We start from the raw sequence: 24536 nt of genomic DNA, 5'->3' as shown, positions 1-24536 counted from the left end.
CATTTATTTTGTTTTATTTTCAAATTTATTTTTAATTTTGCTACAATCTGCAATCATTTTTTTTAGTTACAAACGCAGTCTACATTTTATGACAAAAAAAGCAGATATACAATTGGAACAAATTTTAAATGATCAGACAGAAATTTTAAATGGTCAGACAGAATTTTCTGAGGAACATTATTTTGTAGTAACAATAGATTCAGAGCATAATCTTAAAATAATAAAACGTAATAATATCAATGAAAAAGAACTAAAAAAAATAAGCCTTTTTCTAAAACAAATAAATTTTTCAAAAAAGAAAGGATTTATAGATAGGTATAGATTTCTGATCGAAAAAAATAATTTAAGTACAAAAATAGCTTTCATTGTAAAATCAGGCAATCTTTCAATGTTGAAAAACAATCTTCATTCTCAGATTCTTTTTTCAATATTTGGAATTGGAATTATTTTTTTTGTTTTAATTTTCGTTTCAAAAATCATAGTCCTCCCCCTTAAAAAAAGTGAAAAACTTCAAAAAGAATTTATTACTTCCGCAAGCCACGCTTTAAAGACACCTCTTACAATAATATCAACTTCTGCAGATTTATTAGAAACGGAAAGTAATGAATTAAAAGGAAATGAATGGTTAAAAATCATAAAATCACAAATCAAAAATCTTACAAAAATGACAAATAATCTAGTTACAATTTCAAAAATGCAGGAAAATCAAAATAGTATAAAAATCAAGTTTCCGCTTTCTGACGTATGTGAAGAAACAGTTGAAACTTTCATGGGCATAATTAAGTTAAATAATCAGCAACTTCAAAAATCTATCAACAAAAATATTTCATATTTTGGAAACGAAGATGAAATACGACAACTTCTATCTATTATTCTTGAAAATGCATGTAAATACGCTGGAAGAAATGGAGAAATAAAAATATCTTTACAAAAAACAAGATTTTCAATAGAGATTATTGTAGAAAATACATCACAATTCTATGATGAAATCGAACTAAACAAATTATTCCACAGATTTTATCGGGGTAAAAATACTACTCAAAATGGCTTTGGTATCGGTCTTTCTGTTGCGAAAACTATCTTAGAAAATCATTCGGGAAAAATAAAACTATACATGAATAATGATAAGTTTTGTATAAGAATAAAACTGTAAAACAAATAAAATTTTGATTATTTTCGTTTTTTTATTTGTCTGTTATGTGTTTCTTTTAGATTTATAAATTATTGTAAAAAATCGTAAAAAAAAGTAATATTTTGTGGTATATAGAATACTTTTTGGAGTAAAAAATGGCAGATACAATGCATGCTTTGGAAAAAAATCCAAATTGGAAAGGACGCCGCGGACCGGTTGTTCTGGTTATTATGGACGGTGTTGGTTACGGAAAATATGTTGAAGGCGATGCTGTAAAGGCTTCTAAAATGAAGTATTTGGACTGGTTTACGGCTAACTGTCCACACACAAAACTTAAGGCTCACGGAACTGCGGTAGGGCTTCCGAGCGATGATGATATGGGAAACAGCGAGGTCGGACACAATGCGATTGGCTGCGGCCGTGTTTTTGCCCAAGGCGCTAAGCTTGTCGGCGAGTCTATTAAGTCTGGTCTGATGTATCAGGGCGATACCTGGAAAAAACTGATTAAAAATGTAAAGGACAAGGATTCTACGCTTCATTTTATAGGTCTTGTTTCTAACGGAAATGTCCATGGACATATCGACCACCTTAAGGCTATGGTTGCAGAGGCTAATAAGGAAGGAATTAAAAAAATCCGCGTTCATGCGCTGCTTGACGGCCGCGATGTTGACCCTACTTCCGCGCTGACCTTTGTTACTCCGCTGGAGGAATACCTTGCTTCGTTCAAGGATTCTGACTATAGAATCGCTTCTGGCGGCGGACGTATGTTTATTACAATGGACCGTTACAACGCTGACTGGCCGATGGTTCAGCGCGGCTGGTATGCCCATGTTCTTGGCGAAGGCCGGCAGTTTGAAAGCGCTACAAAGGCGATTGAAACTTACCGTTCTGAGCAGGCCGGGCTTTTGGACCAGGATATGCACGAATTTGTAATTGCGGAAAATGGAAAGCCGGTTGGAACTGTTGAGGACGGTGATTCTGTTATTCTGTATAACTTCCGCGGCGACCGCGCTCTTGAGATTACAAACGCTTTTGAGGCTGGAAGCGAATTTAATCATTTTGACAGAAAGCGCGTTCCTGCGTGCGAATATGCCGGTATGATGGAATACGATGGCGATGCGCACATTCCGCATCAGTATCTTGTGAATCCGCCGAGCATTGACCGCACAATGGGCGAATATCTTACAAAGACTGGCGTTCATCTTATGGCGATTTCTGAGACTCAGAAATATGGCCACGTAACTTACTTCTTTAATGGAAACCGTCAGGGTAAATTTGATGAAAAACTTGAGGATTACGTTGAGATTCCTTCCGATGTTGTTCCTTTTGAGCAGCGTCCATGGATGAAATGCGCTGAAATTACTGATAAAGTTATTGAGGCAATCAAGTCTGGAAAATATGACCACATCCGCCTGAATTATCCTAACGGTGATATGGTCGGCCATACTGGCGTATTCAATGCTGTATGCTGTTCTATGGAAGGAATGGATTTACAGCTTGGCCGTCTTAAGGCTGCTATTGACGAGGCCGGAGGAATTCTGTGTCTTACCGCTGACCACGGAAACAGCGACGACATGTACGAGCACGCAAAAGACGGTTCTGTAAAAATGGACAAAAACGGCGAGCCTAAGCCAAAGACAAGCCATTCTTTGAATCCTGTTCCAGGAATTATCTACGACCCTGAATACAAGGGTGAATACGATAATGAAAAATTGAACGACGGTCTTGGAATTTCCAGCTGGCCTGCTACATTGATGGAATTGATGGGATATTTACCGCCAAAAGATTACGACAAAAGTTTGATTAACTTAAAATAAGTTTTTGATCAAAGTTATAAAAACTGCCCAATCAGCGGAAGATTAAATCTTCTGCGGTTGGGCTTTTTTGCGTTACGGATTGCAAGGGCGCCGGAGGCGTTGTTTTCTGGAAGAAAACAATGACAACCCTGAAAAGCCGGACGGCAACTTGTTGCCGGAACGCCCTACCCTTACCCCTACCCTTAAATTAAAGTTTCAAGTTTTTCCCGGATATATTCGCTTTTTTCTTTTAGGCCGATTTTCCCGGTTGAAAGAATCAGCTGGTTCGGTTTTGTGCTGTCAAGACGAATTTTTCCAGAATTTTCCTTTATGAGCTTCATCAGCTTGTCGAGCGGAATGTCTGTTACGCGGCCGAATTCTACGGTTATCTCGCCTTTTCGTTCGCGCAATGTTGTTATGCTCAATTTTTTTGCAATAATTCTGACTTCGGCAAGGCTCAAAAGGCTGTACACTTCGTCCGGAATTGGTCCGAAACGGTCTTCAAGCTCGTTGTACATGCGGTCTAGCTCCTGTTTTGTCTGAATTCCCGCAACTTTTTTGTAAATCTCCATTTTGGTCTGGATTGAATGAACGTAAGTGTCTGGAATAAAGCCTGTATATTCAAGCTCAAGGAGGACTTCGTTTTGCTGGTGATAATCTTTCTGTTCCGTGAGCCGTTCAACTGCATCGCTTAAAAGTTTGACATAAAGCTCAAAACCGACAGAATAAACATCGCCGCTCTGATCTCTTCCAAGAAGGTTTCCGGCCCCGCGGATTTCCATATCCTTCATTGCAATTTTAAATCCGGCTCCAAGCTCTGTAAAGTCAGAAATTACCTGAAGTCTTTTCATTGCAACTTCTGACAAAACCTTGTGCTCAGGATAAAGAAGATACGCATAGGCTTTTCTGTCGCTTCTGCCTACCCGTCCGCGCAACTGATAAAGCTGGCTTACACCGTACATATCCGCGCGGTCAATTATGATTGTGTTTACGTTAGGAATATCAATTCCGTTTTCGATGATTGTTGTGGCGATAAGAACTTGAAAGCCTCCAAGTTTAAAACGCCTGAAAATATCGTCAAGTTCTTCTGAACTCATCTGTCCGTGAGCCGTTTCTATCATCATTTCAGGAACAATGCGCTGAAGTTTTAGCCTTGTTTCTTCAAGCGATTCTACGCGGTTGTGAAGATAGAATACTTGTCCGCCACGGTCTGTTTCCCGGCGAATTGCCTGCGCGACTTTTTCTTCTGTGTATTCGGCGACTATTGTCTCAACGGGTTTTCGTGTTTGGGGCGGCGTTGTCAAAAGCGACATATCGCGGATTTTTAAAAGGCTCATGTGAAGAGTCCGTGGAATCGGAGTTGCGGACATTGCAAGACAGTCGATGTTTGCTTTTAAGGATTTTAATTTTTCCTTGTCTTTTACACCAAAACGCTGCTCCTCATCGATTATCATAAGACCTAAATCTTTGTATTTTACGTCTTTTTGAATTATTCTATGAGTTCCAACCAAAATATCTACTTTTCCGCTTTCGAGTTCTGCAAGAATTTTCTTCTGTTCTTTTGGAGAAACAAAGCGGCTCATCTGTTTTATTGTGACCGGGAAATTTTTAAACCGTTCAAGACAGGTTTCATAATGCTGTTCCGCAAGAATTGTCGTAGGAGACAAAAATGCAACCTGTTTTCCGCCCATTACAGCCTTGAAAGCCGCCCTCATTGCAATTTCTGTTTTTCCAAAACCTACATCTCCACAGACAAGCCTGTCCATTGGAACCGGTCTTTCCATGTCTTTTTTGATTTCCTGCGTAACCGAATACTGATCGGCAGTGTCTTCGTAAGGGAAACTCGCCTCAAAAGCTGTCTGCCATTCATTGTCCTTTGGAAAAGGAAATCCTCTTGAAGCCTGACGTCGGCTGTAAAGCGCAATCAATTTTTCCGCCAAATCTTCAACAGCCTTTTTAACTTTGTTTTTGCGGTTTTCCCACGATTTTGAACCGATTTTATCGAGATGAGGTTTTTCGCCCTCATTTCCAATGTATCTTTGGACGAGGTTTACCTGTTCAATCGGAACAAAAACAAATTCCTCATCAGCGTATTCAAGCTTTATGTAATCGCGCTCGTTGCCCATGGCTTTTACGCGCTGGATTCCTTTGAACTGGCCAATTCCATAATTTACGTGAACTACAAAATCTCCTTCGTTAAGCTCAACAAAAGTATCAATTACCTGGCTTTTTACATGTCCAAGAGATTTTTGAACATGCTTTCTTCTGCCAAAAATTTCATTTTCCTGAATAACAAGTGTTTTTGTTTCATCAATTCCAAAACCGCTACTAATAGGAAACGGAAGGACTGTAAGCGCAAAGTCTTTTAAAATTTCTTTTATGCGAAGCGACTGATTCGGATTATCCGCAAAAACAACTACGCTCCAACCAGAAACAATCGCTGCATTAAGCTCATCTTTAAGATAGTTTATGTTTCCAAAAAAACTTCTTCCAGGATTGCATCGGACTGTCAGTTTTGAACGGGATTTTTTCGAATTTTGAAGAATTTCCGGATTCCCGTCTTCAGACTGTACACTTTTTTCTACATCTTCAGATTCCGTTGTAAGGGTTCGGAAAAAAATCGATTTTTCGTGAATATTTATAACATCGTCAAAATTCAAAAGCATCTGCTCTACTTCGAGAACCGGAAAACTTTGACGCGCAATTCTGAACATTCCAGAATATTCCCTGACAAAACTTTCCTGTGCGTTTTCCTGACGGTCGTAGTCAAAATAAAAAACCGGAGTATTTTCCGCAACGTAGTCTAAAACCGTATAAATTTCATCCCACAAAACAGGATAAACAAGCTCTTCGCCTTCGCTTTGAGCCTTAGTTTTTAATTCTTCAATAAGCTTGTCTTTTGCTTTTTTTGCCGTATCAGTAAGTTCAAGATGTTCTGAAAATTCCTGTGTTTTTTCAAGCCTAGAAATAAACTCGTCATTCCAAACCACTTCTTTCATCGGAAAAACCAAAATGGAATCGACAGTTCCAATCGTAGCCTGATTTTCCGGATTAAAAGTTTTTATGTTTTCAATCTGGTCAAAGTCAAAAAGAATTCGGTTTGCAACATCCATTCCCGGTGTAAAAACATCCAGAACTTCGCCACGAAGAGTAAATTCTCCCGGCACGCTGACTTTTGGAACCCGAAGATACCCCAATCTGGCAAGTTTTTCTGCAATTTGAGTTGAATCAATCTGCTGATTTTTGTGCAAACTAAAAATAAGAGAGCGAAGATAATCTGGCGGAGGAACAGGAGACTGGAGGGCTCTTTGCGTTACAAGAAAAATTCTAGGCTTAACAGAAGAGCTTAGCTTTCTTTCCTGAAATGCAAGTTTTGACAAAAAAGCCGAACGCTTTCCAAAAACCGCCGAACCGACATTTGCCGCCCTATACGGAACAGTTCCCCACCACGGAAGCGTAAAAATTTCCACATTTTCTTCAAAGGCAGTCGCAAGATCCGAAGAAAGCTCCGCTGCATCTTTTTCGTTTGGAACTACAAAAACCGCATCAAGCGAAGTGGAACCGTTTGTTTTTACTATGTTTTTTTGGGCTGGATTCACCGCAGAATTTGAATAGCGTCCTGTCGTCTCATACTGCATTCTGCTAAAAGCCGCATTTTTTGCGCTGTCAAGGCAAGCTGCCGCAAAAAAAGGAATTGCCGCTCCCTGCAGGCCGTTTATTTCGATTGGAAAAGAAGTCCCGTCGTTTTGAGAAGTAATTTTTTTTACAGCGGAAGAGAATTCCTGCCAACCATTTAAAATAGATAAAACGGAATTTGATAATAATGATTTCATTAAAAGTATCCGATATTAAAATATAACATGTTGAATTAAGGGAGACATAGGTTTTGAAACGAAGTCCACTTTTGATTATAGCGATTTTTTCTTTATTTGCACAGACAGCGTTTTCTAGCGGTCTTTCGGATGAAAAAAATGACGCGAAAAAAGACTTTTCCGATGCGAGCGTAAAAATTAAATTTTACGACAGGACAGTTTATTACACTTCTGCAGCTCAGGATAATCCTGTTTATGTAACTGTTTCTATCGAAAATACAGGCTCTCAGACGCTGCGATTTAAGCTTGCAGACGACCGCGCTTTTAGCCTTGATTTTGCTGCAAGAACAATAAAAAACAAGGTTTTGCCGGCAACAGAAAATCTTATCATGAAACGTTCTGTAAACCAGACTGTATATTTTCGAGAGCTTTCCATTGAACCTGGAGAAGCATATTCTTTTGTCGAAAACGTAAAGGATTATATTAAGTTTGATGAGCCTTCGATTTATTATCTTGAATTGAAATTTTATCCGGAACTTTACAAATCGAAATACATTGAACTCGTGTCAAACCGTCTCAGTCTTGAAATCCGCCCTTCACCATCTGCGGCAAATTCTTTGATTCTTCCTGTTTCTGAAGAAAATGGACTTCTCCTAAAACCGGAAAACATTTCTCCAGACAAAGTTGTAGAACAGACAATTGTTGCAAGACAGAAATCCCTTTGGAATCAGTATTTTCTGTATATGGACGTTCAGGAAATGATGCTTAGAAATTCACAGCGGCGACGCCGTTACAATGCCGCTTCTGCCGACGAAAGGGAACGTTTGTTAAAAAATTACAAAGCCGACCTTATGCAAAATAGAATCGACAGCGATATTGTTGCTGTTCCTGAACAGTTTTCAATCGAAAACACATCTTACGGTCAAAACGAGGGAACTGTAACAGTAAAAGAATGGTTCAAATATCCGAATTTCCATGAAGTTAAGCGTTACATTTACAAAGTTCGTCAGCGAGCTGGAATCTGGCAGATTTACGACTATTCAGTAACAAACCTCGGAACAGAATAAAAAAAATTTAAAAAATATAATATAAGGTAAAAAAAATGAAAGCACTTTTGGTAGCAGACAATCAGATCGCAATTGACAACATTTCTCAGGTTCTCGAAACAGCAGGATACGACGTTATTATCTACAAATGGCTTTTAAAAGCTCTTGATAACGTTGAAGAAATTGCTCCTCACTTGATTATTGTAAGCACAAAGGATTATCCGCGCCACTGGAAAACTCTAACTCAATACGCGCAGACTGTATGCACATCTTACAAACCTCAGGTAATTTTATACTCAGAAGGCGGCCTCGAAGATGAAGAAGCCCAAAAGGCAAAAGTATTAAATGTCCGCGGAATTTTTGAATCAGTTGACGTAAAAGGTCTGGACGAATTTAGAAAGATTCTTACAAAAGAAACTGACATTTATTCAGGAAAACTTCTTTCTGACGACGGAATTCCGACAGTTGGAAACCTGCTCAACAATAGCGAAGACGATGAAAAAACTGAAACAGAAACTTCAATTCAAAATACTCAAAACAAAGAAGAAAACTGCGAAAAATCAGAAATTGACGAGCTTTTAAAAAATGCTACCGAAATATTGAATTCTCAAGAATCTGAAAATGTTCAGCAAAAGTCTGAAAATATTCAGCCAGATGAAAACTCTTCCGGCAATGAAACATCTCAGCCAGAAAACGAAGAAAATAACAAGCCTTCTGATTTTTCCGATATTGTAAAATCTGGCGAAGAAATAAAATCCATAACCTGCACTTTTATGTTTGAAAATCCAGTTTCTGGAAAACTTATAACCGGTTATGCCTGCAATTTTGACGGAAAAACCTTTGAATTCAATGCCGATATTCCGGATTTTGTAAAAAATCTTTACAGCGGAATTGAAATTGAAAACTGTTCGTTAAAAACAAAAGAAAACACAAAAAATGTTCATACAATCGTAAAGCAGAATGAAGAAAATATGATTCTGGAGTTGTGCTGAATAAGATGACGCAAAAATCAAAAACTGCAAAATTTTTTTGTGAAAACTGCGGTGCCGAAGTTTCAAGAAACGCAAAAGTTTGCCGGCACTGCGGAAGATTTTTTTCAAGCGTACGCTGCCCTCAATGCGGAAAAACCGGAACTCCCGAAGAATTTTCAAAGGGCTGTCCGGCCTGCGGCTATACTGTTGAAAGTTCAGCAAAAAACGAAAAGCGCCTTCTAAAAAAAGAAAAAAAAGCTCCTTTTTTAAAAAGAAAAGCCTTAAAAAATCAGATAAACAGGTTCAACAATCAGACAAAAAACGAAAAAAATCCTCAAAATGACGAAAATCTTCCTGTCTGGATTTTTATTTTTATTTTTTTTATATTTTTGCTGATAATTTATTTTTTCTTAAAATTCTTTTAAGTTTTACATTTTTGGAGGCCAGCTATGAAAACTTTTAAAATTGTTCCTCAAATCGTCGAGTACGAATCTTCAAGTGATTTTTGCAATGAATTTAAAATCGGAAGCGGCGATCTTGTTTTTTTGAGCAAATCTTCGGAAAAATACTTTGCAGGAAAACTCGGAAAAGCACATGTTATTTACAGAGGCGATTATGGCAGCGGTGAACCGACCGATGTCATGGTTGAAAAAATTTACGAAGACATAAAAAATATTGACTATAAACGCGTTATTGCAATTGGCGGCGGAACTATTCTTGATGTGGCAAAACTGCTGTCATTAAAAACTTTCCATCCGGTGATTGACCTTTATGACAAAAAAATTCCGGCGGTCCGAGAAAAAGAACTTGTAATCGTTCCGACAACTTGCGGAACAGGAAGCGAAGTTACAAACATTTCAATACTTGAACTTACCGTCAGAAACACAAAATTCGGACTTGCAGTTGACGAGCTCTATCCAGACTATGCCGTTTTGATTCCTGAACTTTTAACAGATCTTCCGTATAAATTCTTTGCAACAAGTTCAATCGATGCGCTTGTCCACGCAATGGAAAGCTATCTTTCACCAAAATCCACTTCTCTTTCAAGAAAATTCAGTTTGATGGCAATCGATCTGATTTTGGGCGGTTATGTAAAAATGGCTGAAAAAGGCCAAGATGAATATAAAAATCTACTCCCAGACTTTTTGACAGGCTCAAATTACGCAGGAATCGCATTTGGAAACGCCGGAACAGGATATGTCCATGCAATGAGCTATTCATTCGGAGCAACTTACCACGTTCCTCACGGAGAAGCAAATTACGTTCTTTTTATGGCAGTTTTTAAAACTTACCAGAAAAAAAATCCGAAAGGCTTTATCTCTTCGCTAAACAAAAAACTGTCAGAAATTCTAAAATGCGGCGAAAATGAGGTTTATGAAGAACTCGATAAACTTTTAAATAAAGTTCTTCCGCTCAAAAAAATGAGCGAATACGGTGTAAAAAACAACGAGCTCGACATCTTTACAAAAAATACAGTGGAATCTCAAACCCGGCTGACACAAAACGGTTATATTCAGTTTTCTGCCGAACAGGTAAAAGAAATTTACGAAAGTGTATTTTAAACAAAACTGCAAGAAGAAATTTTCAAGTTTTTACAGTTCATAAAAAATGTTTTTTAAACTTTTTGGATCTGTAAATTCAAACCTGAAAGCTTCAAACTGCATTTTTTCGTCAGGTTTTGCATTCGGATTGTAAAGCTTATCCCCGCAAATAGGATAGCCGGAATATGCAAGATGAGCGCGAACCTGATGTCTATAGCCTTCCGTTATCCGGCAGACAGCGATATTTTTTTTGATTTTTATATCCGTTGAATAAATTTTATTTCCGCATTTTTTTCTATCCGCAGCCGAAGAATTTTCAAAAACAGGTTTTACCATCCACCCTTTCGGACCAAACGGACGAAAAGCCGATACTACGGTAAATTCCTTTTCAAAATTGCAGCTTTGGCTTTCGTTTTTATTCAATTCAACCTGCGCACGATAATATTTTATAAACCTGCCATTTTTTTGCTCTTTGCACAAAAAATCATAACTTTCCTGAGTTGAGGCAATCAGAAGAAGTCCTGAAGTTTCGGTGTCAATTCTGTGCAAAAGACCATATTCAATTGATTTTTTTCCAGCAACATGTTTTATTTCTGGAAAAAATTCCATGGCCTTTGAAAGAGCGCTTTCATCGCCTTCAAAAAGAGGGGCGCTCGCAAGTCCTGACGGTTTATAAATCACCGCAAAAGGATGCTCTATGTCCGGAGCTTGAATTATCTTTATTTCTGCCATTGTCCGTAGCCTTTTTTTGCCTCAAAAACCAAAAGCTTTTGGTTTTTAACAGTCGTTTCAGTTTTCAGCCTGGCGTTTATTTGTTCAGGTGGCATAGATTTTTTGAATGACTCATGAAGTTTTTTTAAGACTTTTTTAAATCTTACAGGAACTTTCGCCGTAAAAACAGATTTTTCATTTTTTCCAGGAAGCATAATTTTTAGCTTGTAAGCATGCAGCATGAGAGTTGCGTTCTCAAAAACCGTGCTTTTTGTTTTAGAATAAATCCTGTCTCCAAGAATCGGACATCCTATAAATTTTAAGTGAACACGAATCTGGTGAGTTCTTCCTGTGTAAATTTTTACTTTCATAAGGCTGTAAGGACCGTAACAGGCAATACATTTGAATTTTGTAACTGCGATTTTTCCGTTTCCTTCCAAATCACAAGCCTTAAAGCGTTTTCTGTCGTGAGGATCGCGTGTAAGCTTTGTTCTTATAAGTCCTTCTTTTACCGGAGGATGCCCCTGACATATACATATATAGATTTTTGAAAGTGATTTGTGATTTTTAAACTGATTTCCTAAAAATTCTTCTGTATCGCGGTTTTTTGCCGTTATAATGATGCCAGAAGTGTCTTTATCGAGGCGATGCACAATTCCCGGCCTGCGCCCTTCAAATATTGCGGAATTTTGATTCTTCTGCTGAGGAACCGCTTCCCGCCCCCAATGATATAAAAGCGCATTTACAAGAGTTCCGTCCCAGTTTCCGGCAGCAGGATGAGTTACAATTCCTTGAGCCTTATTTACGACAGTCACATTCTCATCTTCATAAATTATGTCCAATGGAATATTTTGCGGCTCTATGTCGTCAGGAATCGAGTCTTCCCACTGAAAATAAATTTTATCTCCAGCCTTTATTTTTGAATTGAGTTTTGCTTTTTTTTCATTTACGAGAAGTTCGATTATGCCGCTTTTTAGTTTTGAGCGGTTCATTGCATTTGGAAGAGAAGAAAGATATTTATCAAGGCGTTCTGTTCCCGTAAATTCAGCAGGAACTGTCTCGTTAAAAAATGGCATTTTCAAGTCCTCCGATTAAATATTCTTTTTTAGGTTCTCTTTCCCGTTCAAAATTAAACTCTTCTTCAAAATTTTCAGGTTCAGAATTTTGAATTTCCAACATCTGCTCACTAAAAGGAATTACGCGGATTGTTTTTTCAATTTTGTTCTGCCTTGATTTTTTTACGTTCCTCATAATCAGATTTATTGCAAGGTCTGTAAGTCCAAGGCCAACGCTTGCCGCCGCCGAAATCGCAAAAATCTGTTTTTGTTCAGTTTGAGTGTATCTTGTTGTCGATTTATTGAGAGGATTATGAAAAGTTCCATGGACTGCAAGACCGTATCCAACCGTTGTCCAAAGCGTTACAAAAGGAAGCGAACCGAATGTAATTATTTCAGTGCGTCTTAAATCTTTAGCCCACTGCGGAAGAGTCTGCTCCGAAGTTTTTTCGGCAAAAGCAAAATTTGAAGAAAAAATCAATACTGCAAGCAAACATAAAAACCTTGATTTCATTTTGAATAATTCCGTTCGCCAAAAATTGCAGTTCCAATGCGAACCATTGTAGAGCCTTCTTCAATTGCAATTTTATAATCTCCGCTCATTCCCATCGAAAGTTCTGAAAAATCAAATTCGCTGAATTTTCCGGCAAATTCCTGCTGTAGTTTTTTTAAGGTTGAAAAAGATTTTCTGACAAGTTCTGTGTCCTGCGAAAAAGGCGCCATCGTCATAAAACCCTTTATTTCGATATGAGGATACATTCCTGCCCTGAAATTTTGCACAGCTTCTTCGAGGTCTGTTTTTGCAGTAAAACCTGATTTTGATTCTTCACCTGTATGAATTTCAAACAAAATTTGAATTTTTTTATTGATTTTTGAACACTGTTTTTCTATTTCGTTCAAAAGTTCAATCCGGTCAACAGATTCAATCATTGAAGAAATTCTTACCGCTTCTTTTACTTTGTTGCGCTGCAAGGAGCCGATTATGTGAAGTTCAGGAGAAAAACCTGCGTTTCTGATTTCATCGAATTTTTGAGCTGCTTCTTGAACCCGGTTTTCTCCAAAAAGATTTTGGCCGGCTTTTATCGCTTCTATAACTTCTTCAGCGGGATGAAATTTGCTTACTGCCACGAGTTTTACGTTTTTTGGAATCGTTTCTAAAATCTTTTTTAAGTTTTCCTGAATTTTTGACATTTTTTTACTTTATTCCATTTTAGTTTTTTCGATTACGGAATTAAGCGCGTCTGACAGTTTTAGCAAATCTTCTACGCTTAAATTTTCAGCACGGATTGAAGGCTCAATTCCTGCAATTTTTAATGCTTCGTCGCAAATTTCTGCTTTTACAAACCTGGAAAGGTTATTCCGCAAAGTTTTTCTTCTGAGCGCAAAAATCTGACGGACCATTTTTCTAAAAAGCTCCGGATTTTCGCACTTAGGAAAATCCTCTTTTTTTGTCATCAAAACGGCGCGGCTTGCGACATTCGGTACAGGCCAGAAATTTCCGCCAGCCAAATCCATAACCGGTTTTACGTCGTAAGCCCACTGGCACAAAACGCTAAAAGAAGAATAGTCTTCCGTTCCGGGCTTTGCATTCATTCTCTGGCCTACTTCCTTTTGAATCGTAAAAACAGCCTTATCAAACCTAAAGCCTTTGGTTATTGTGTCGGCAATAATTGTCGCCGCAACATTGTAAGGAAGGTTTCCAAAAAACCGTTTCGGAATATCATTTTCTTTTGCAAATTTAGGCCAGGTTTTTAAAACATCGCCTTCCACAAGAGAAAAATTGCCTGAATTTGCATATTCTTCAAAAAACTGTGTCAGTAACCTTGCAAAACCGTGATCAATTTCAAAAACAGTAAGATTAACACCGCGTTCCAAAAGTCCGCTTGTCATGCTTCCAAGACCAGGACCTACTTCCCAGACTTTCATTCCAGGCTTTACGTCAAGAACATCGATAAGTTTTTTTCTGGCGTCTGCGTTTACCAAAAAATTCTGTCCGAATTTTTTCTGCATCGCCATATTGTTTTCATCCATAAAATTTTTCAAGGCAATTGGTGAATTATAATCAGGATGCTGCATTTTTTTCTCCGCAGTTATGTTAAATTGTGATTATTGGAGCTTTTGCAAAAAACAAGACCAATTTTTTTAAGATTAAATAAATCACATTCATAATAACACTAAAACCGCCACCTAGAAAAGGGATTGCAAGGCTTAGCAGAGTTCCAAAAAGTCCTGCATACAAAAAAATTATTACGAAAGGACTTACAATCACAGAAGAAATTATTCCAACCGGCATGATTTTTCCAAAAAGACTGAGAGTTACAGGAGCGGTAAAAATCTGAGCGCCTGCGCTTTCGCTCAAAGCTGAAGCAAGTTTTGGAAAAAAACGCTTTCCCATAAAAAATTTTATAACCTGCCCTATGCTCATAATTCCTGCCAGAGCGCCGTAAGACAGCATAAAGGCCGGTAATTTTAAATGGACAGGAAAAATCATAAGCTGCAGCAAAAAGCTTGCAGAAAGCACCGTAATTCCCTTAAAACGGCGCATTCTAAGCGCAGAATTAAAAAAAACAATCAAGGAACTGAGCATTGCCCGAAAAAGCGACGGCGAAAGTCCTGCAAACCAGACAAAAAATATAATGGCCGCAAGTTGAAAAAAATCAGCCGTGCTGCGTTTTGTAAGCCGTTTTCCAAAAAAGAACGCAATTCCCCCGAAAAGATTCAAATGCATGCCAGAAAGCGCAAGAATATGCGAAAGTCCAGCATTCTTAAAAGCCTCGCCTGTCAAACTTTCGGTATACTCCCTCGAACCAGACAAAAGAGCAAGCAAAAGGCCTCCAGCTTCGTTCCAGCCGTACATAAGCCGTTTGAACTGCAACCTGCACAAACTCCGTATTTTTTGAAGAAAACCGGAAAAAGACTGCGAAAATCCAAAAGAAACTGCCGATTTTACAACAAAAAATGAGAAATTTCCTTCAGAAAAATCTACATTTAAGAGAAAATTGTTTCCTGTCTCAAATAAAAGCGGATATTTTTTTTCGTTTTTTGAGACATTAAAAGAAGTATAGATTTTACCAGGATAATACTTTTCAACAAGTTCCGAAGGAATTAGTATTTTTACGGTTCCAGAACAAGCAGTCTTGGAAGAATTATCTAAAACAGCCTCCGAAACCTTAAAATCCGCGGCATAGTATTTTTTTTCAGAAGATGATTTTACAGGGCTTGACGCAAGGCTGCCTTTTAGCAGGACAATTTTTTCCGAAGGAAAAAGGCAGTTAAAACATTCCCTGTCTTTTATCGAAACAATATCAAAATAAAACAAAAACGCACAAACAAGAGCCGCCAAAAAAACAGGATTGGCAAGAAAAAAATACAAAAGGGACTTTAGAATTTTTTCGTTTTTTACCACTTAAGTTTTGCCAGAGAGTTTCTGGCTGCTGTTTTTACATCTTCCGGATAATTCAAATAGGTTACATAGAGAAGATTGTCAAAAGCAGTCTTATCTCCGAGCGCTCCTAAAGAATTGATTACGGCCAAAACAACATTTTGGGCAGAAAAATTATTTTTTTCAGTTTCAGAATTTATTTCTGCAAGATAAGCCGAAATTGTCTGAGCCGCGTCTGGCGAAGACAGTTTTGCAATACATTCGATAACCTGAATAAACTGTTCATCGTTTAGGCAGGAGGTTTTATATTCATCTTTTGCAATGGCAAAAAAACGAACCGAAAGTCCGGCTCCACGAGTCCAGTTTGCGTCAGAAATCGCCTTTAATAGCTTCAGCTGAAGTCCGGCAGTAGCCGCAGTCTTTTCCGACTTATCTTCCATATAATGAATTGTCGCTAAAAGTGCATTTTCAGCAATTTCCGCCTTAAAATTTAACGAAATTTCCGAAGAATTATTGATTAAACCAAAAAATTCTCCAATTTCTTCAATGCTGCTAGAAGAAATCAATTTTATTGATTCAGTTATATTTGCGTACGAGAGTCTCAAAAGCGACTTTTGAATTTCAGGCGAAAATTCCGGATATTTTTTTTCTTTCCAAAGCCTGTAGACGATTAAAAAAGACTCTTCATTTCCTGTTTTTCCGACCAGTTCAATGACTTTTTTTGTTACGGCAGAATTTTGAGAATTTGAATCAAGTTCTTCTAAATATCCGTTCATCAGATTTTGAACCTTAAAAAACGATTTTGAATTTGAAACGTTCTCAAATTTATCAAGAACCGCAATTCTTACAGTTTCATCTTCAAAAACTTCAAAAAGCTGTATTAAATTCTCTGTAGCCGACGGGAAATTTTTTCCGAGAATTTTTTCATCTTTTGGCAGCTTAAAAAGCGACGCTACGGCAAGCGCGCTAAAATCCCTGTCTGACCTTGCAATTTCTTTGTTTTCGAGAATAAAATCAATTCCTTTTTTTGCAAGCCTGTCGCCCTCTTCGTCTGAGGCTTCTTTTACTGCCCGGGTCTTATCCTGAATATTTCCCTTGATAAAACTTTTTTCAAAATCGGAAGTTTCCGCGTAAAGATTAAAAATAAATGCCAAAGCTAATATGAATATTGATTTTTTCATTTTAAATTCTTCCTAAGCTTAGTTTACATCAATTTCTGCAAGTTTGTCTAAACTTTCCATACTTTTATCAAAACGAATGTCTGAAATCTGAGATTCAGAATCTTCTGTTTCGTTTTCAGTTTCAGATTTAGTTTCACTTTCAACAGGTTCAAGTTCCGCAACTTCCTGTTCACTTTCGTCTGAGAGGCTCTCATCCTTTGACTGCTCATCTTCGGTTGCTGAAAGAGCATCGAAAATATCTTTTTTGTCCTGTGGCAAAACATTGTAAACGAAACTCAAAACCGCATTCCTCATTCCTGTATCAAGATGAATACATTCAAAATGCAGCCTTGACTGATTTATTTCGCCGTTATATTCGACCGCACGAACAATTCCGTACATCAAGATTAAAACGTCATTTATCATAAACTGAAGCTTAATCTGCGCATTCGCAATTCCTTTTCCACCGACACGGATCATAGCTCCGTCTTCAGAAATATCTTCAAGCACAACCCTGTAACCAGGTTCAGTTTCGACAAGGTTAAAATCCACAACAGGCTGCTTTATAAAATACATTGAAGCATTAAGGTTACATTCGCAGCGAACCGACCTTCTTTTCTGGGCGCGCAAAAGTTCGTTTGTCTGGGAAAGAAAAAGAGCTGTCTGACCGTTAAAAACTCCGGCATTCACAACTTTTGTGTCAAAAACGTAGGAAGCATCGCCTTTCCGCCAAAGATAAACGCTTATTTCGTGATTTATCCATTCTTCGCTAAAAACCGTGGCAATTCCATTCTGAACAGGAAGTTTTACGATTATTTCGTGACTGTTATTTAAAATTTCTGACGAAAAAACACCCTTATGTCCTGGAAAAACAACCCTCAGACGCTGGCCTTTATCAAGATATTTTGTAGATTCAAGTCCGCACTTATTTTCGTGGTCGATGTCGATTTTTGTACGGAATTTGTAAAGTTTTGTAAGAAGATTTTGAATTTTTGGAGAATTTTCGTATCCTTTTCGCCTGGCTTCTGTCAAAAGAGAACTTATCGCGCGGTTTAAAGTCGGAACAGAAACAAAAAGAGCGGCAGGTTCTTCAAGTCCGGTCATCTTTGCAAGTTTCCAAAGAACAATACATTCTGCAAATTTAAAACCACAGTCGTTTCCAGTTGTAAAAAATTTTATTTTGTCCGAAAAAACAACCAAAAGCCTGCAAAAAACAAGGATCAAAATTACTGTAATAATTGATGTAAAAACCACTTCTTTCACACTCTCTTTTTCGATTATAATCTATTTTAAATGAAAAAAATGCTTTTCGCCATAGAATTTATCTTTGTTTTTTTGATTTTTCTTCTTCCGCCATTAAAAGCCAGGCCTCAGCCTCAAGCCGAAATTTCCATGCAAGAAATAAAACTGACCATTTTTTCTCTGACAATGACTTTTACCTGCGCCATGCTTTTTTTCTTTCATCGCGACATTTACCAAAAAAAATACATTCAGAGTTCAAAAATAAACATTTTCGTAAAACATTCAGTAATTTTAATCGGTTTCGGAACATTGGTTCTAAGTTCCTGCATTTTTCAGACAATTTCATTTTTTATGAACAAGGGGCTTTCAGTCCAAAAAAGCCTTGCTGTGCCGAATTCATTTTTTTTATGGCTAAGCTTGTTTTTCGCAACAGTTTTTGCCGCTTTTTGTGAAGAGTTTTTATACAGATTTTATATTCCAGACATCGGAACAGAACTTTCAGACGGAAAATTTCCGCTTTTATGGGAAATTTTTGCAGTTTTAATTTTTGCTTTTTCGCATTTTTATCAGGGCGCGGTCGGAATTTTCAACGCATTTTTTTGCGGCATAATCTTAAGGCTCATCTTTCTAAAAACCAAAAGCCTTTGGTGCCCGTTCGGCGTTCACGTTTTTTACAATTTTTTGGTAATTTTTGTAGAATTTTTAATTCAAAAATAGAAAAAACGTGCTATTTTTGAGCAAAATTGAATTATTTTAATATTTTTTGCAGGCGCTCGTAAGTCCAGCTGCTGACTTCAAAAACAGCATTGTCTTTTACAACCTGCGGCTCAACTGTCTGGCTGTAAAAATATTCAAAACCTTCCTGAGCCTTGCGCTTATAAAAATCAACTCTCTGCAAAGAATCATACTGTCCAAACAAGGTTATAGATTTTTCAAAAACCGCATTTTCCGGAAAAGCATTCGCTCCGTAAATTTTTCCATGGCGCAGGCTTAAAAGTGTATGCAAATCCGCTGAAGAAAGTTTCAGGTTTGACGGATTTTTTATTGCAAAAAAGATTTCAGGAATCGACCAAAAATTTACATCGGTTTTCAAGTAGGCTGAAAAATCATCTTCCGTTTCGTAGCAAATTTTTCCTTTTTCCGCCGCAACTGTTATTCTCGATGAAAGCGAATCCGAAGCTCCAAAGTACAGTTTTGAAAGAATTTTCCCATTCGAGCCGACAACCGTAACAATTTGTGCACTACCTTCGGTTAAACCGAGTCCTATTCTTCCATCTAAGCTGTCTGAAATTTTATACATATTACGAATTTTTGAAAGATTTTTTATAAAATTTGAAACAGTTTTTTTATCGGCAAAAGTTTTTATTCCTCTGTTTTCGCAGCTCCACCACTTTCCTTCACTTTTTAAAACAAGAATTTCCTGAGGCGATTGAACTATGATTTTTTCTATATTTTCGCTGTAAGATGGATTTACAAGAGCGGATTTTATTGAATTTACTGAATTCTTTTTTCCGGCAGAAAATGAAAAGCAAAAAAGAAAAAACGAAAAAACGGTCGTAAAACTTAAAAAAAGATTTATTTTTCTATTTTTCATTTTTTTCTCCATAGATGGAATTTATTTTTTTGCGGAAAATAAAAAAGCAAAGGGCAAAAATGAGGATTGCTGACGGAAGGACAGCAAAACAAACAATAAGGACAAGATTTTGCTGTTTTATAAAAGCATTTTCGTCAGAAATTTTATAAAGAGAATTATTTGAAACGTTTTTTTGTATCAAAAGTCCAAGTTTCTCTTCTCCACGGAGTTTTAACAGAATACTTGCAGCGTAATCGTAATTTCTAAAATCTCCCTGCTCAGAATTGCTTATAAAACCGGTCATTAAAGAATTTAAAAAGAACTGGTCAGAAATCAGGGCAACGTTAAGATTTTTCCCCTTATCCTGCAAAATTGCCGCAAGAGTCAAACTTTCGCTTTTTTCGCCTTGAGCCGCCGCGGACTTTGGCACGACAAAAGGATCCAAAATAAAAAGAGAAGATGAATTTTCTGACGGTTTTTGCTTCCAGGCAAGCGGGCTTGAAACAAGAAGAGGCTCCGTTTTTCCATAACAGATGATTGGACTTGCCCAGGTTATTGTCGCGCCCTCAAAAGCTTCTTTTTGCGGCAAAACACTTATCCACAGAGGATAATTCATAGTCTTGTAAACAGTGTCGGAACCTTCTGTAGAAGTCATTGTAAGAGGAAAGTTTGAAATATCCTCTGCCAAAGAAAAATCAAAAGCAAATCCCCAGCCGTTCAAAACTTTTAAGAGAGGGTTTTGCTTTTTAGAAACCTTCCATTCATCTTTTATATCTACGCTGTAAGGCGAAGTCATTATCAAAGCAGGAACTCCGTTTTCCACAGCGGTTTTTATGGACTGCGACTGTTCCTCATTCAATTTATCCGAACCCAAAACAAGAATTTGAGTATTTTTAATGTCTTGAACCTGAATTTTTTGAAGGGTTTCTGAAATTTCGTCTGTTTTTATAGTCTGCGTCAAAAATCCTCTTGCATTCAGCCAAGGCTGAACATAAGAATAATCTTCTTCGGAGAAGCCGTTTCCAGTAATAATAAAAACCTTGCGCTCTTTTCCACTTACGAGCAACTGAACTCTTTGAGCCAAATCGTATTCAAGGGTTTTAGTAGAAATTGAAAAAGGAATTATTGAAGAACTGTCCAGATACTGCAAAACTATTGCCGAATAAACAGTCGTGTATTCAACTTTTGTAGAATTTTCGCTTTTCATCTGCCGTCCCTGAATTCCAAGCCTCTCAAGCTTTTCAGGTTCTGCCTTTTTTATTGAAAAAAATACATTTTTTGAAGACGAAGCAAAAGCGTTCAAATATTCGGCCACTTCCTGCGATTGAGGATAAAAATTTTTTAATTCTTTCGACTGATAATATGTAATTCTCAAAGGATTTTGCAATTGGCTGCAAAGTTTTCTGCTTGTCTGCGAAACTGAAAACTGCCTGCTTTTTGTAAAATCAAGGCGGAAATATATTCTTTCAAATGAAATTCCAAAAAAAATCAAAGAACAAAAAAACAGGCTTGCCGTAACCCGGCTGATTTTTCTTTCGGTGCGTTTATTCTCGCAAAAAACCGCAAGAAACAAAAACAAGACAGAAGCAAAAAAGTAAAATGCAAGGTCGCGCGAATCTAAAATTCCTTTTGAAGCCGAATCAAAATGCCAGGCAAAACTCATTTTCTGCAAAAAAACAGAAAGTCCGTCGCCAGTCTTCAAGTATAAAGGAATCAAATGAACAAAATTAAAACAAAACAGAACTGTTATGCTCAATAAAAGGCTTAAAATATTCTGTGAAATCTTTATTGCGGAAAATAAAAAAAGGACAAAACAAATTGCCATAAAAGTGTAAAACACAAGCGCAAGATAACCGGTAAAAATCTGGCCGGCATCAATTCGTCCAAAAAAATTAACACTTACAGGAATAAAAACCAAAAGCAAAAGAGGAATCAGGCAAACAGAAAAAACGGAAACCGCAAGCGTAAAAAAACGGCAAAAACCACCGACAGGAAGTGAATCATCCTCGATAAATCTTTTTATTCTAAAGCACAAAAGCGGAACAATTAAAATAAAGACAGATGAAATTGAATTAAAAAACGCGGAAATCGAAATATTTGAATTTGAGACCAAAAAAAAACGGTTTACAAAATAAAACATAAAAGACGTGTACAAAACCGTCAAAACAGAACTTACATAAAAAAGCGGATTTATAAAAAAAGAGTACAATGAATGTTTGTAAAGTGATTTATTTATCATTTTTATTTAAAAAGAATAATTTTCTTCTCCGTCAGATTTTTTTACAAGATAGAAAAAAGCTTCCTCGAGATTTTTTGTTTTTGTTTCGCCCGTAATAGAATCAATTGTTCCGGCAATCAAAACTTTTCCGTGGTTTAGGATTATAATTTTGTCGCAAAGGCTTTCTGCTTCCTGCATAAGATGAGTCGAAAGAATTATAGTATGATTTTCCGCCAATTTTTTTACGGTCTTTCGCATATTCACTATTTGGGCGGGATCCAAACCGGAAGCAGGCTCATCCAAAATCAAAATCTCAGGATTATAGACAAAGGCCTGCGCAAAGTTTACCCTTTCGCGAAAACCTTTTGAAAGTTCCTTGATTTTTTTTAGAAAAACCTCTTCAAGAGAAAAAAGTTTTTCGGCTTCTAAAACATTTTTTTTATCGGCTGAATGAAGGTCGCAGACTTCACAAAGATATTCCTTTACAGTGTAATCCTCAGGCAACTGAGGAAGTTCTTCCACAAAACCTGTAATATTTCTGACCTTTGCAGGCTCCTCGCAGGATTCGATTTTTCCATATTTTTGCGAATCTATAAAAATATGTCCATTTGTCGGAAAATGCCTTCCAGAAATCGCCTTTAAAATCGTTGTTTTACCAGCGCCGTTCGGACCTAAAATTCCTGTAATAAGATTTTTTTCAAAACTGCACGAAATATTATCCGCGGCAAGAAAACCATTATATTTTTTTGTAAAATTTTTTAATTCAACCATAATAAATAATAACACTCAAAAAATAAACAAAAAAAATTTACAGTCAGTTACATTTTTTTTACAAAATTTTATTCTTCATAAGGAAGATCAAAATGCATTCTGTCGCGAGTAAGTTCTGCATTCGGATAGACTTCCTGCGCCTGTTCAAGCAAAACCGGAAGCTCCTTGTCGCTATAACGCGGACTGTAATGAATCATTGCCATTCTTTTTGACGAAGAATCGCGTGCAATAGTTGCGGCCTGCCGTGATGTCATGTGCTTTTTTTCTTTTGCCTGATCGGCACAATCATCGGCAAACATTCCTTCGCAGATTAAAAGGTCGCTTCCCTGGACTTCTTTTGCAATCGACGGAAGATAAAGCGTATCTGTCACAAAGCTGAATTTTCTTCCATGACGTTTGCTTCCCATCACATCTTCTGGCCTTACAATTTTTCCGTCAGAAAGCGTAATTTCTTCTCCGCGCTGCAAACGCCCAAAAAGAGGACCTACAGGAACTCCGAGTTCACAGGCTTTTTCAACATTAAATTCGCCTGGACGGTCAAGTTCTTCCAGAGTATAGCCCACGCATGTTTTTGTGTGCTGCAAAGGAAAACAACGGATATAAAAATCTTTTCCTTCGTGCACAACGCATGGAGCTGTAATTTCTTTTACGATAATCGGATAATTTATGTACATATCCAAAACTTTGCGGCTTGTTTCGACATATTCTGCAATTTTCGGCGGTCCATAAATATAAAGAGGTTCTGTCCTGTCAACCTGAGAATTCAGCATTAAAATTCCTGGGAGACCGGTAACGTGATCGGCATGGGTGTGCGAAATAAAAATCGCATCGATTTTTTTCCATTTTAAGTTCAGTCTTTTTAAAGAAACTTGAGTTCCTTCTCCGCAGTCGAACAAAAATAAATCACCGTCGCGGCGCAAAAGAACAGAAGTTAAATGGCGGTAAGGAAGAGGCATCATTCCGCCACAACCTAAGACAAAAGCTTCAAGATTCATTATCTTCCCCTGATTTTTTTCATAATTTTTTTGTGATAAAATGCACGCAAATTTTCCGCCAGACAGTAAAGCCCATAAATTTTTGACAGCGGAATGTCTACGCTTCCAGGCCTGTGGACTTCTCGTCCGCCAAACCCCGTCTTAAATAGATAAAGTCCGTGCATAGGATGATTTTCGCTTCCCGTCGGAGGAATTCCGTAAAAATCATATATTTTTGAGCCGTAATTTTTTGCATCACAAATTGCAGTCCACTGTACAAGGTAATTCGGCATTAAATTGCGTTTATTGTTTGACGAGCATCCATAAAGATAAACCGCCTCGTTATCTTGAAAAAGAGTTATTATTGCGGCCAAATCTTCACCTTCATGGCTTGCTATATAAAGGGTGATTTTCGTTCTATTTTCTGAGCCGGATTTTGAAGATTTTGCACCACGTTCAAGCAAATCCCGATAGTAAGAAAGAGGATGGAGTCCAATTCCGTCACGAGAAGCAGTCTCTTTGTAAAGCGAATAGAATGAATTTAAATCCTTCTCAAAATACGCAGAATCCGCATCAACCGCGCGAACTTCAACTTCGTGTTTTGAAGCGTAGCGTATGTTGTAACGCCATTTGCTTTTCATATTTTTTAAAAGTTCATCTTCAGAAAGAGACAAATCCAAAAAAGTGCTGTCAGGAGGCTGAATATCAGTCTTGCTTTTTTTTAAGTTTACGCCGGCAATTTTTGAAAGTTCATCAAGCCTTAAAAGATACTCATCCCTAATTTCAACCGAAGGCATATCAAGAGGAACATCAAACCTTATAAAAAGAGGTTTTTCGGAAAGATTATCTCTTATTTTTTCAGAAAGAACTCCAAGCGACTTTACATAGCCAACTTCACTTTCTGCCTGAACTTCAAATCCAGGAACACAGTTTTTCATCTTAAATTCTGGAGCCATAGGAACATAGCATATAGAAAATTTAAGCGGACCTTTTTTAAAAATTCTAAAAAGAACGTTGATTTTATCAATTTTTACAGATTTCCAGCCATGCGCACTTTTAAAATCGCACCAGAAATCGGACTGTTGAAAACGAATAGACATAATAACCTGTTCATTTTAGCAAAAAAATGAAAATTTGGAAACAGGAAGACGA

General features: G+C 37.4%; 21 protein-coding genes. 7 read left to right on the top strand and 14 right to left on the bottom strand.

The window, feature by feature from the left end; all coding sequences use genetic code 11:
• Positions 1-88: 88 nt before the first annotated feature.
• On the top strand, positions 89-1153 hold the full coding sequence (locus B5D47_RS01555) for a sensor histidine kinase (protein ID WP_078930060.1): 1065 nt from the start codon (positions 89-91) through the stop codon (positions 1151-1153).
• A gap of 134 nt (positions 1154-1287) precedes the next feature.
• Positions 1288-2949: a 2,3-bisphosphoglycerate-independent phosphoglycerate mutase gene (gene gpmI / locus B5D47_RS01550; protein ID WP_078930059.1), complete on the top strand. Its 1662-nt coding sequence runs from the start codon at positions 1288-1290 to the stop codon at positions 2947-2949.
• 182 nt (positions 2950-3131) lie between these two features.
• On the opposite strand, the gene mfd is transcribed toward gpmI, so the two are convergent.
• A complete protein-coding gene (gene mfd, locus B5D47_RS01545; RefSeq protein WP_078930058.1) occupies positions 3132-6761 on the bottom strand; it encodes a transcription-repair coupling factor in 3630 nt (1209 codons plus the stop codon).
• Between the two features lie 53 nt (positions 6762-6814).
• Between mfd and B5D47_RS01540 the strand changes: the two genes are divergently transcribed.
• Genes B5D47_RS01540 through B5D47_RS01525 form a run of 4 tightly spaced genes read left to right on the top strand, consistent with a single transcriptional unit; the run spans position 6815 to position 10319 of the window.
• Positions 6815-7807, top strand: coding sequence for a hypothetical protein (locus B5D47_RS01540; RefSeq protein ID WP_078930057.1), 993 nt, complete (start codon positions 6815-6817; stop codon positions 7805-7807).
• A gap of 35 nt (positions 7808-7842) precedes the next feature.
• Positions 7843-8778 (top strand): response regulator, encoded by a 936-nt coding sequence (locus B5D47_RS01535; protein WP_078930056.1) that lies wholly within the window; start codon positions 7843-7845, stop codon positions 8776-8778.
• A 5-nt stretch (positions 8779-8783) separates the two neighbouring features.
• The gene (locus B5D47_RS01530; protein ID WP_234969867.1) at positions 8784-9182 is read left to right on the top strand and encodes a zinc ribbon domain-containing protein; all 399 of its coding nucleotides are present in this window, start codon (positions 8784-8786) and stop codon (positions 9180-9182) included.
• A 24-nt stretch (positions 9183-9206) separates the two neighbouring features.
• Positions 9207-10319 (top strand): 4-hydroxybutyrate dehydrogenase, encoded by a 1113-nt coding sequence (locus tag B5D47_RS01525; protein WP_078930055.1) that lies wholly within the window; start codon positions 9207-9209, stop codon positions 10317-10319.
• A gap of 30 nt (positions 10320-10349) precedes the next feature.
• On the opposite strand, the gene B5D47_RS01520 is transcribed toward B5D47_RS01525, so the two are convergent.
• Genes B5D47_RS01520 through B5D47_RS01485 form a run of 8 tightly spaced genes read right to left on the bottom strand, consistent with a single transcriptional unit; the run spans position 10350 to position 17869 of the window.
• Positions 10350-11030, bottom strand: a complete 681-nt coding sequence (locus tag B5D47_RS01520) for a pseudouridine synthase family protein (RefSeq protein WP_078930054.1) — start codon at positions 11028-11030, stop codon at positions 10350-10352.
• Positions 11018-12085 carry an RluA family pseudouridine synthase gene (locus tag B5D47_RS01515; protein ID WP_078930053.1) on the bottom strand — a complete coding sequence of 356 codons (1068 nt, stop codon included), beginning with the start codon at positions 12083-12085 and terminating at the stop codon, positions 11018-11020. The genes B5D47_RS01520 and B5D47_RS01515 overlap by 13 nt, the downstream gene beginning before the upstream one ends.
• On the bottom strand, positions 12072-12578 hold the full coding sequence (locus B5D47_RS01510) for a hypothetical protein (RefSeq protein ID WP_078930052.1): 507 nt from the start codon (positions 12576-12578) through the stop codon (positions 12072-12074). Before B5D47_RS01510 ends, B5D47_RS01515 begins: the two co-directional genes overlap by 14 nt.
• On the bottom strand, positions 12575-13255 hold the full coding sequence (locus tag B5D47_RS01505) for a YggS family pyridoxal phosphate-dependent enzyme (protein ID WP_078930051.1): 681 nt from the start codon (positions 13253-13255) through the stop codon (positions 12575-12577). The genes B5D47_RS01510 and B5D47_RS01505 overlap by 4 nt, the downstream gene beginning before the upstream one ends.
• Before the next feature lie 9 nt (positions 13256-13264).
• On the bottom strand, positions 13265-14140 hold the full coding sequence (gene rsmA / locus B5D47_RS01500; RefSeq protein WP_078930050.1) for a 16S rRNA (adenine(1518)-N(6)/adenine(1519)-N(6))-dimethyltransferase RsmA: 876 nt from the start codon (positions 14138-14140) through the stop codon (positions 13265-13267).
• A 19-nt stretch (positions 14141-14159) separates the two neighbouring features.
• A complete protein-coding gene (locus B5D47_RS01495) occupies positions 14160-15470 on the bottom strand; it encodes a ComEC/Rec2 family competence protein (protein ID WP_078930049.1) in 1311 nt (436 codons plus the stop codon).
• On the bottom strand, positions 15464-16627 hold the full coding sequence (locus tag B5D47_RS01490; protein WP_078930048.1) for a hypothetical protein: 1164 nt from the start codon (positions 16625-16627) through the stop codon (positions 15464-15466). Before B5D47_RS01490 ends, B5D47_RS01495 begins: the two co-directional genes overlap by 7 nt.
• 18 nt (positions 16628-16645) lie before the next feature.
• The gene (locus tag B5D47_RS01485) at positions 16646-17869 is read right to left on the bottom strand and encodes a PilZ domain-containing protein (protein WP_078930047.1); all 1224 of its coding nucleotides are present in this window, start codon (positions 17867-17869) and stop codon (positions 16646-16648) included.
• A gap of 30 nt (positions 17870-17899) precedes the next feature.
• Here B5D47_RS01485 and B5D47_RS01480 point away from each other — a divergent pair, with 30 nt between their 5' ends.
• Positions 17900-18565, top strand: a complete 666-nt coding sequence (locus tag B5D47_RS01480) for a CPBP family intramembrane glutamic endopeptidase (RefSeq protein WP_078930046.1) — start codon at positions 17900-17902, stop codon at positions 18563-18565.
• Positions 18566-18596: 31 nt separating this feature from the next.
• Here the strand turns inward: B5D47_RS01480 and B5D47_RS01475 are convergent, their stop codons facing one another.
• The 5 genes from B5D47_RS01475 to B5D47_RS01455 all read right to left on the bottom strand — a co-directional run bounded on the left by B5D47_RS01475 (position 18597) and on the right by B5D47_RS01455 (position 24484).
• Complete coding sequence (locus B5D47_RS01475) at positions 18597-19442, bottom strand: hypothetical protein (RefSeq protein ID WP_078930045.1); 846 nt, start codon at positions 19440-19442, stop codon at positions 18597-18599.
• Positions 19432-21660, bottom strand: coding sequence for a GldG family protein (locus B5D47_RS01470; protein ID WP_078930044.1), 2229 nt, complete (start codon positions 21658-21660; stop codon positions 19432-19434). The genes B5D47_RS01475 and B5D47_RS01470 overlap by 11 nt, the downstream gene beginning before the upstream one ends.
• A gap of 6 nt (positions 21661-21666) precedes the next feature.
• Positions 21667-22410, bottom strand: coding sequence for an ABC transporter ATP-binding protein (locus B5D47_RS01465; protein WP_078930043.1), 744 nt, complete (start codon positions 22408-22410; stop codon positions 21667-21669).
• A 68-nt stretch (positions 22411-22478) separates the two neighbouring features.
• The gene (locus B5D47_RS01460; protein ID WP_078930042.1) at positions 22479-23405 is read right to left on the bottom strand and encodes a ribonuclease Z; all 927 of its coding nucleotides are present in this window, start codon (positions 23403-23405) and stop codon (positions 22479-22481) included.
• Entirely contained in the window at positions 23405-24484 is a 1080-nt protein-coding gene (locus B5D47_RS01455; RefSeq protein ID WP_078930041.1) for a lipid II:glycine glycyltransferase FemX, read from the bottom strand. The genes B5D47_RS01460 and B5D47_RS01455 overlap by 1 nt, the downstream gene beginning before the upstream one ends.
• Positions 24485-24536 lie beyond the last annotated feature (52 nt).

Source organism: Treponema berlinense (genome assembly GCF_900167025.1).
In the GTDB taxonomy this organism is placed as follows: Bacteria; Spirochaetota; Spirochaetia; order Treponematales; family Treponemataceae; genus Treponema_D; species Treponema_D berlinense.
The sequence above is the reverse complement of the archived record's forward strand: the minus strand, read 5'-3'. Positions and strand labels throughout refer to the sequence as shown.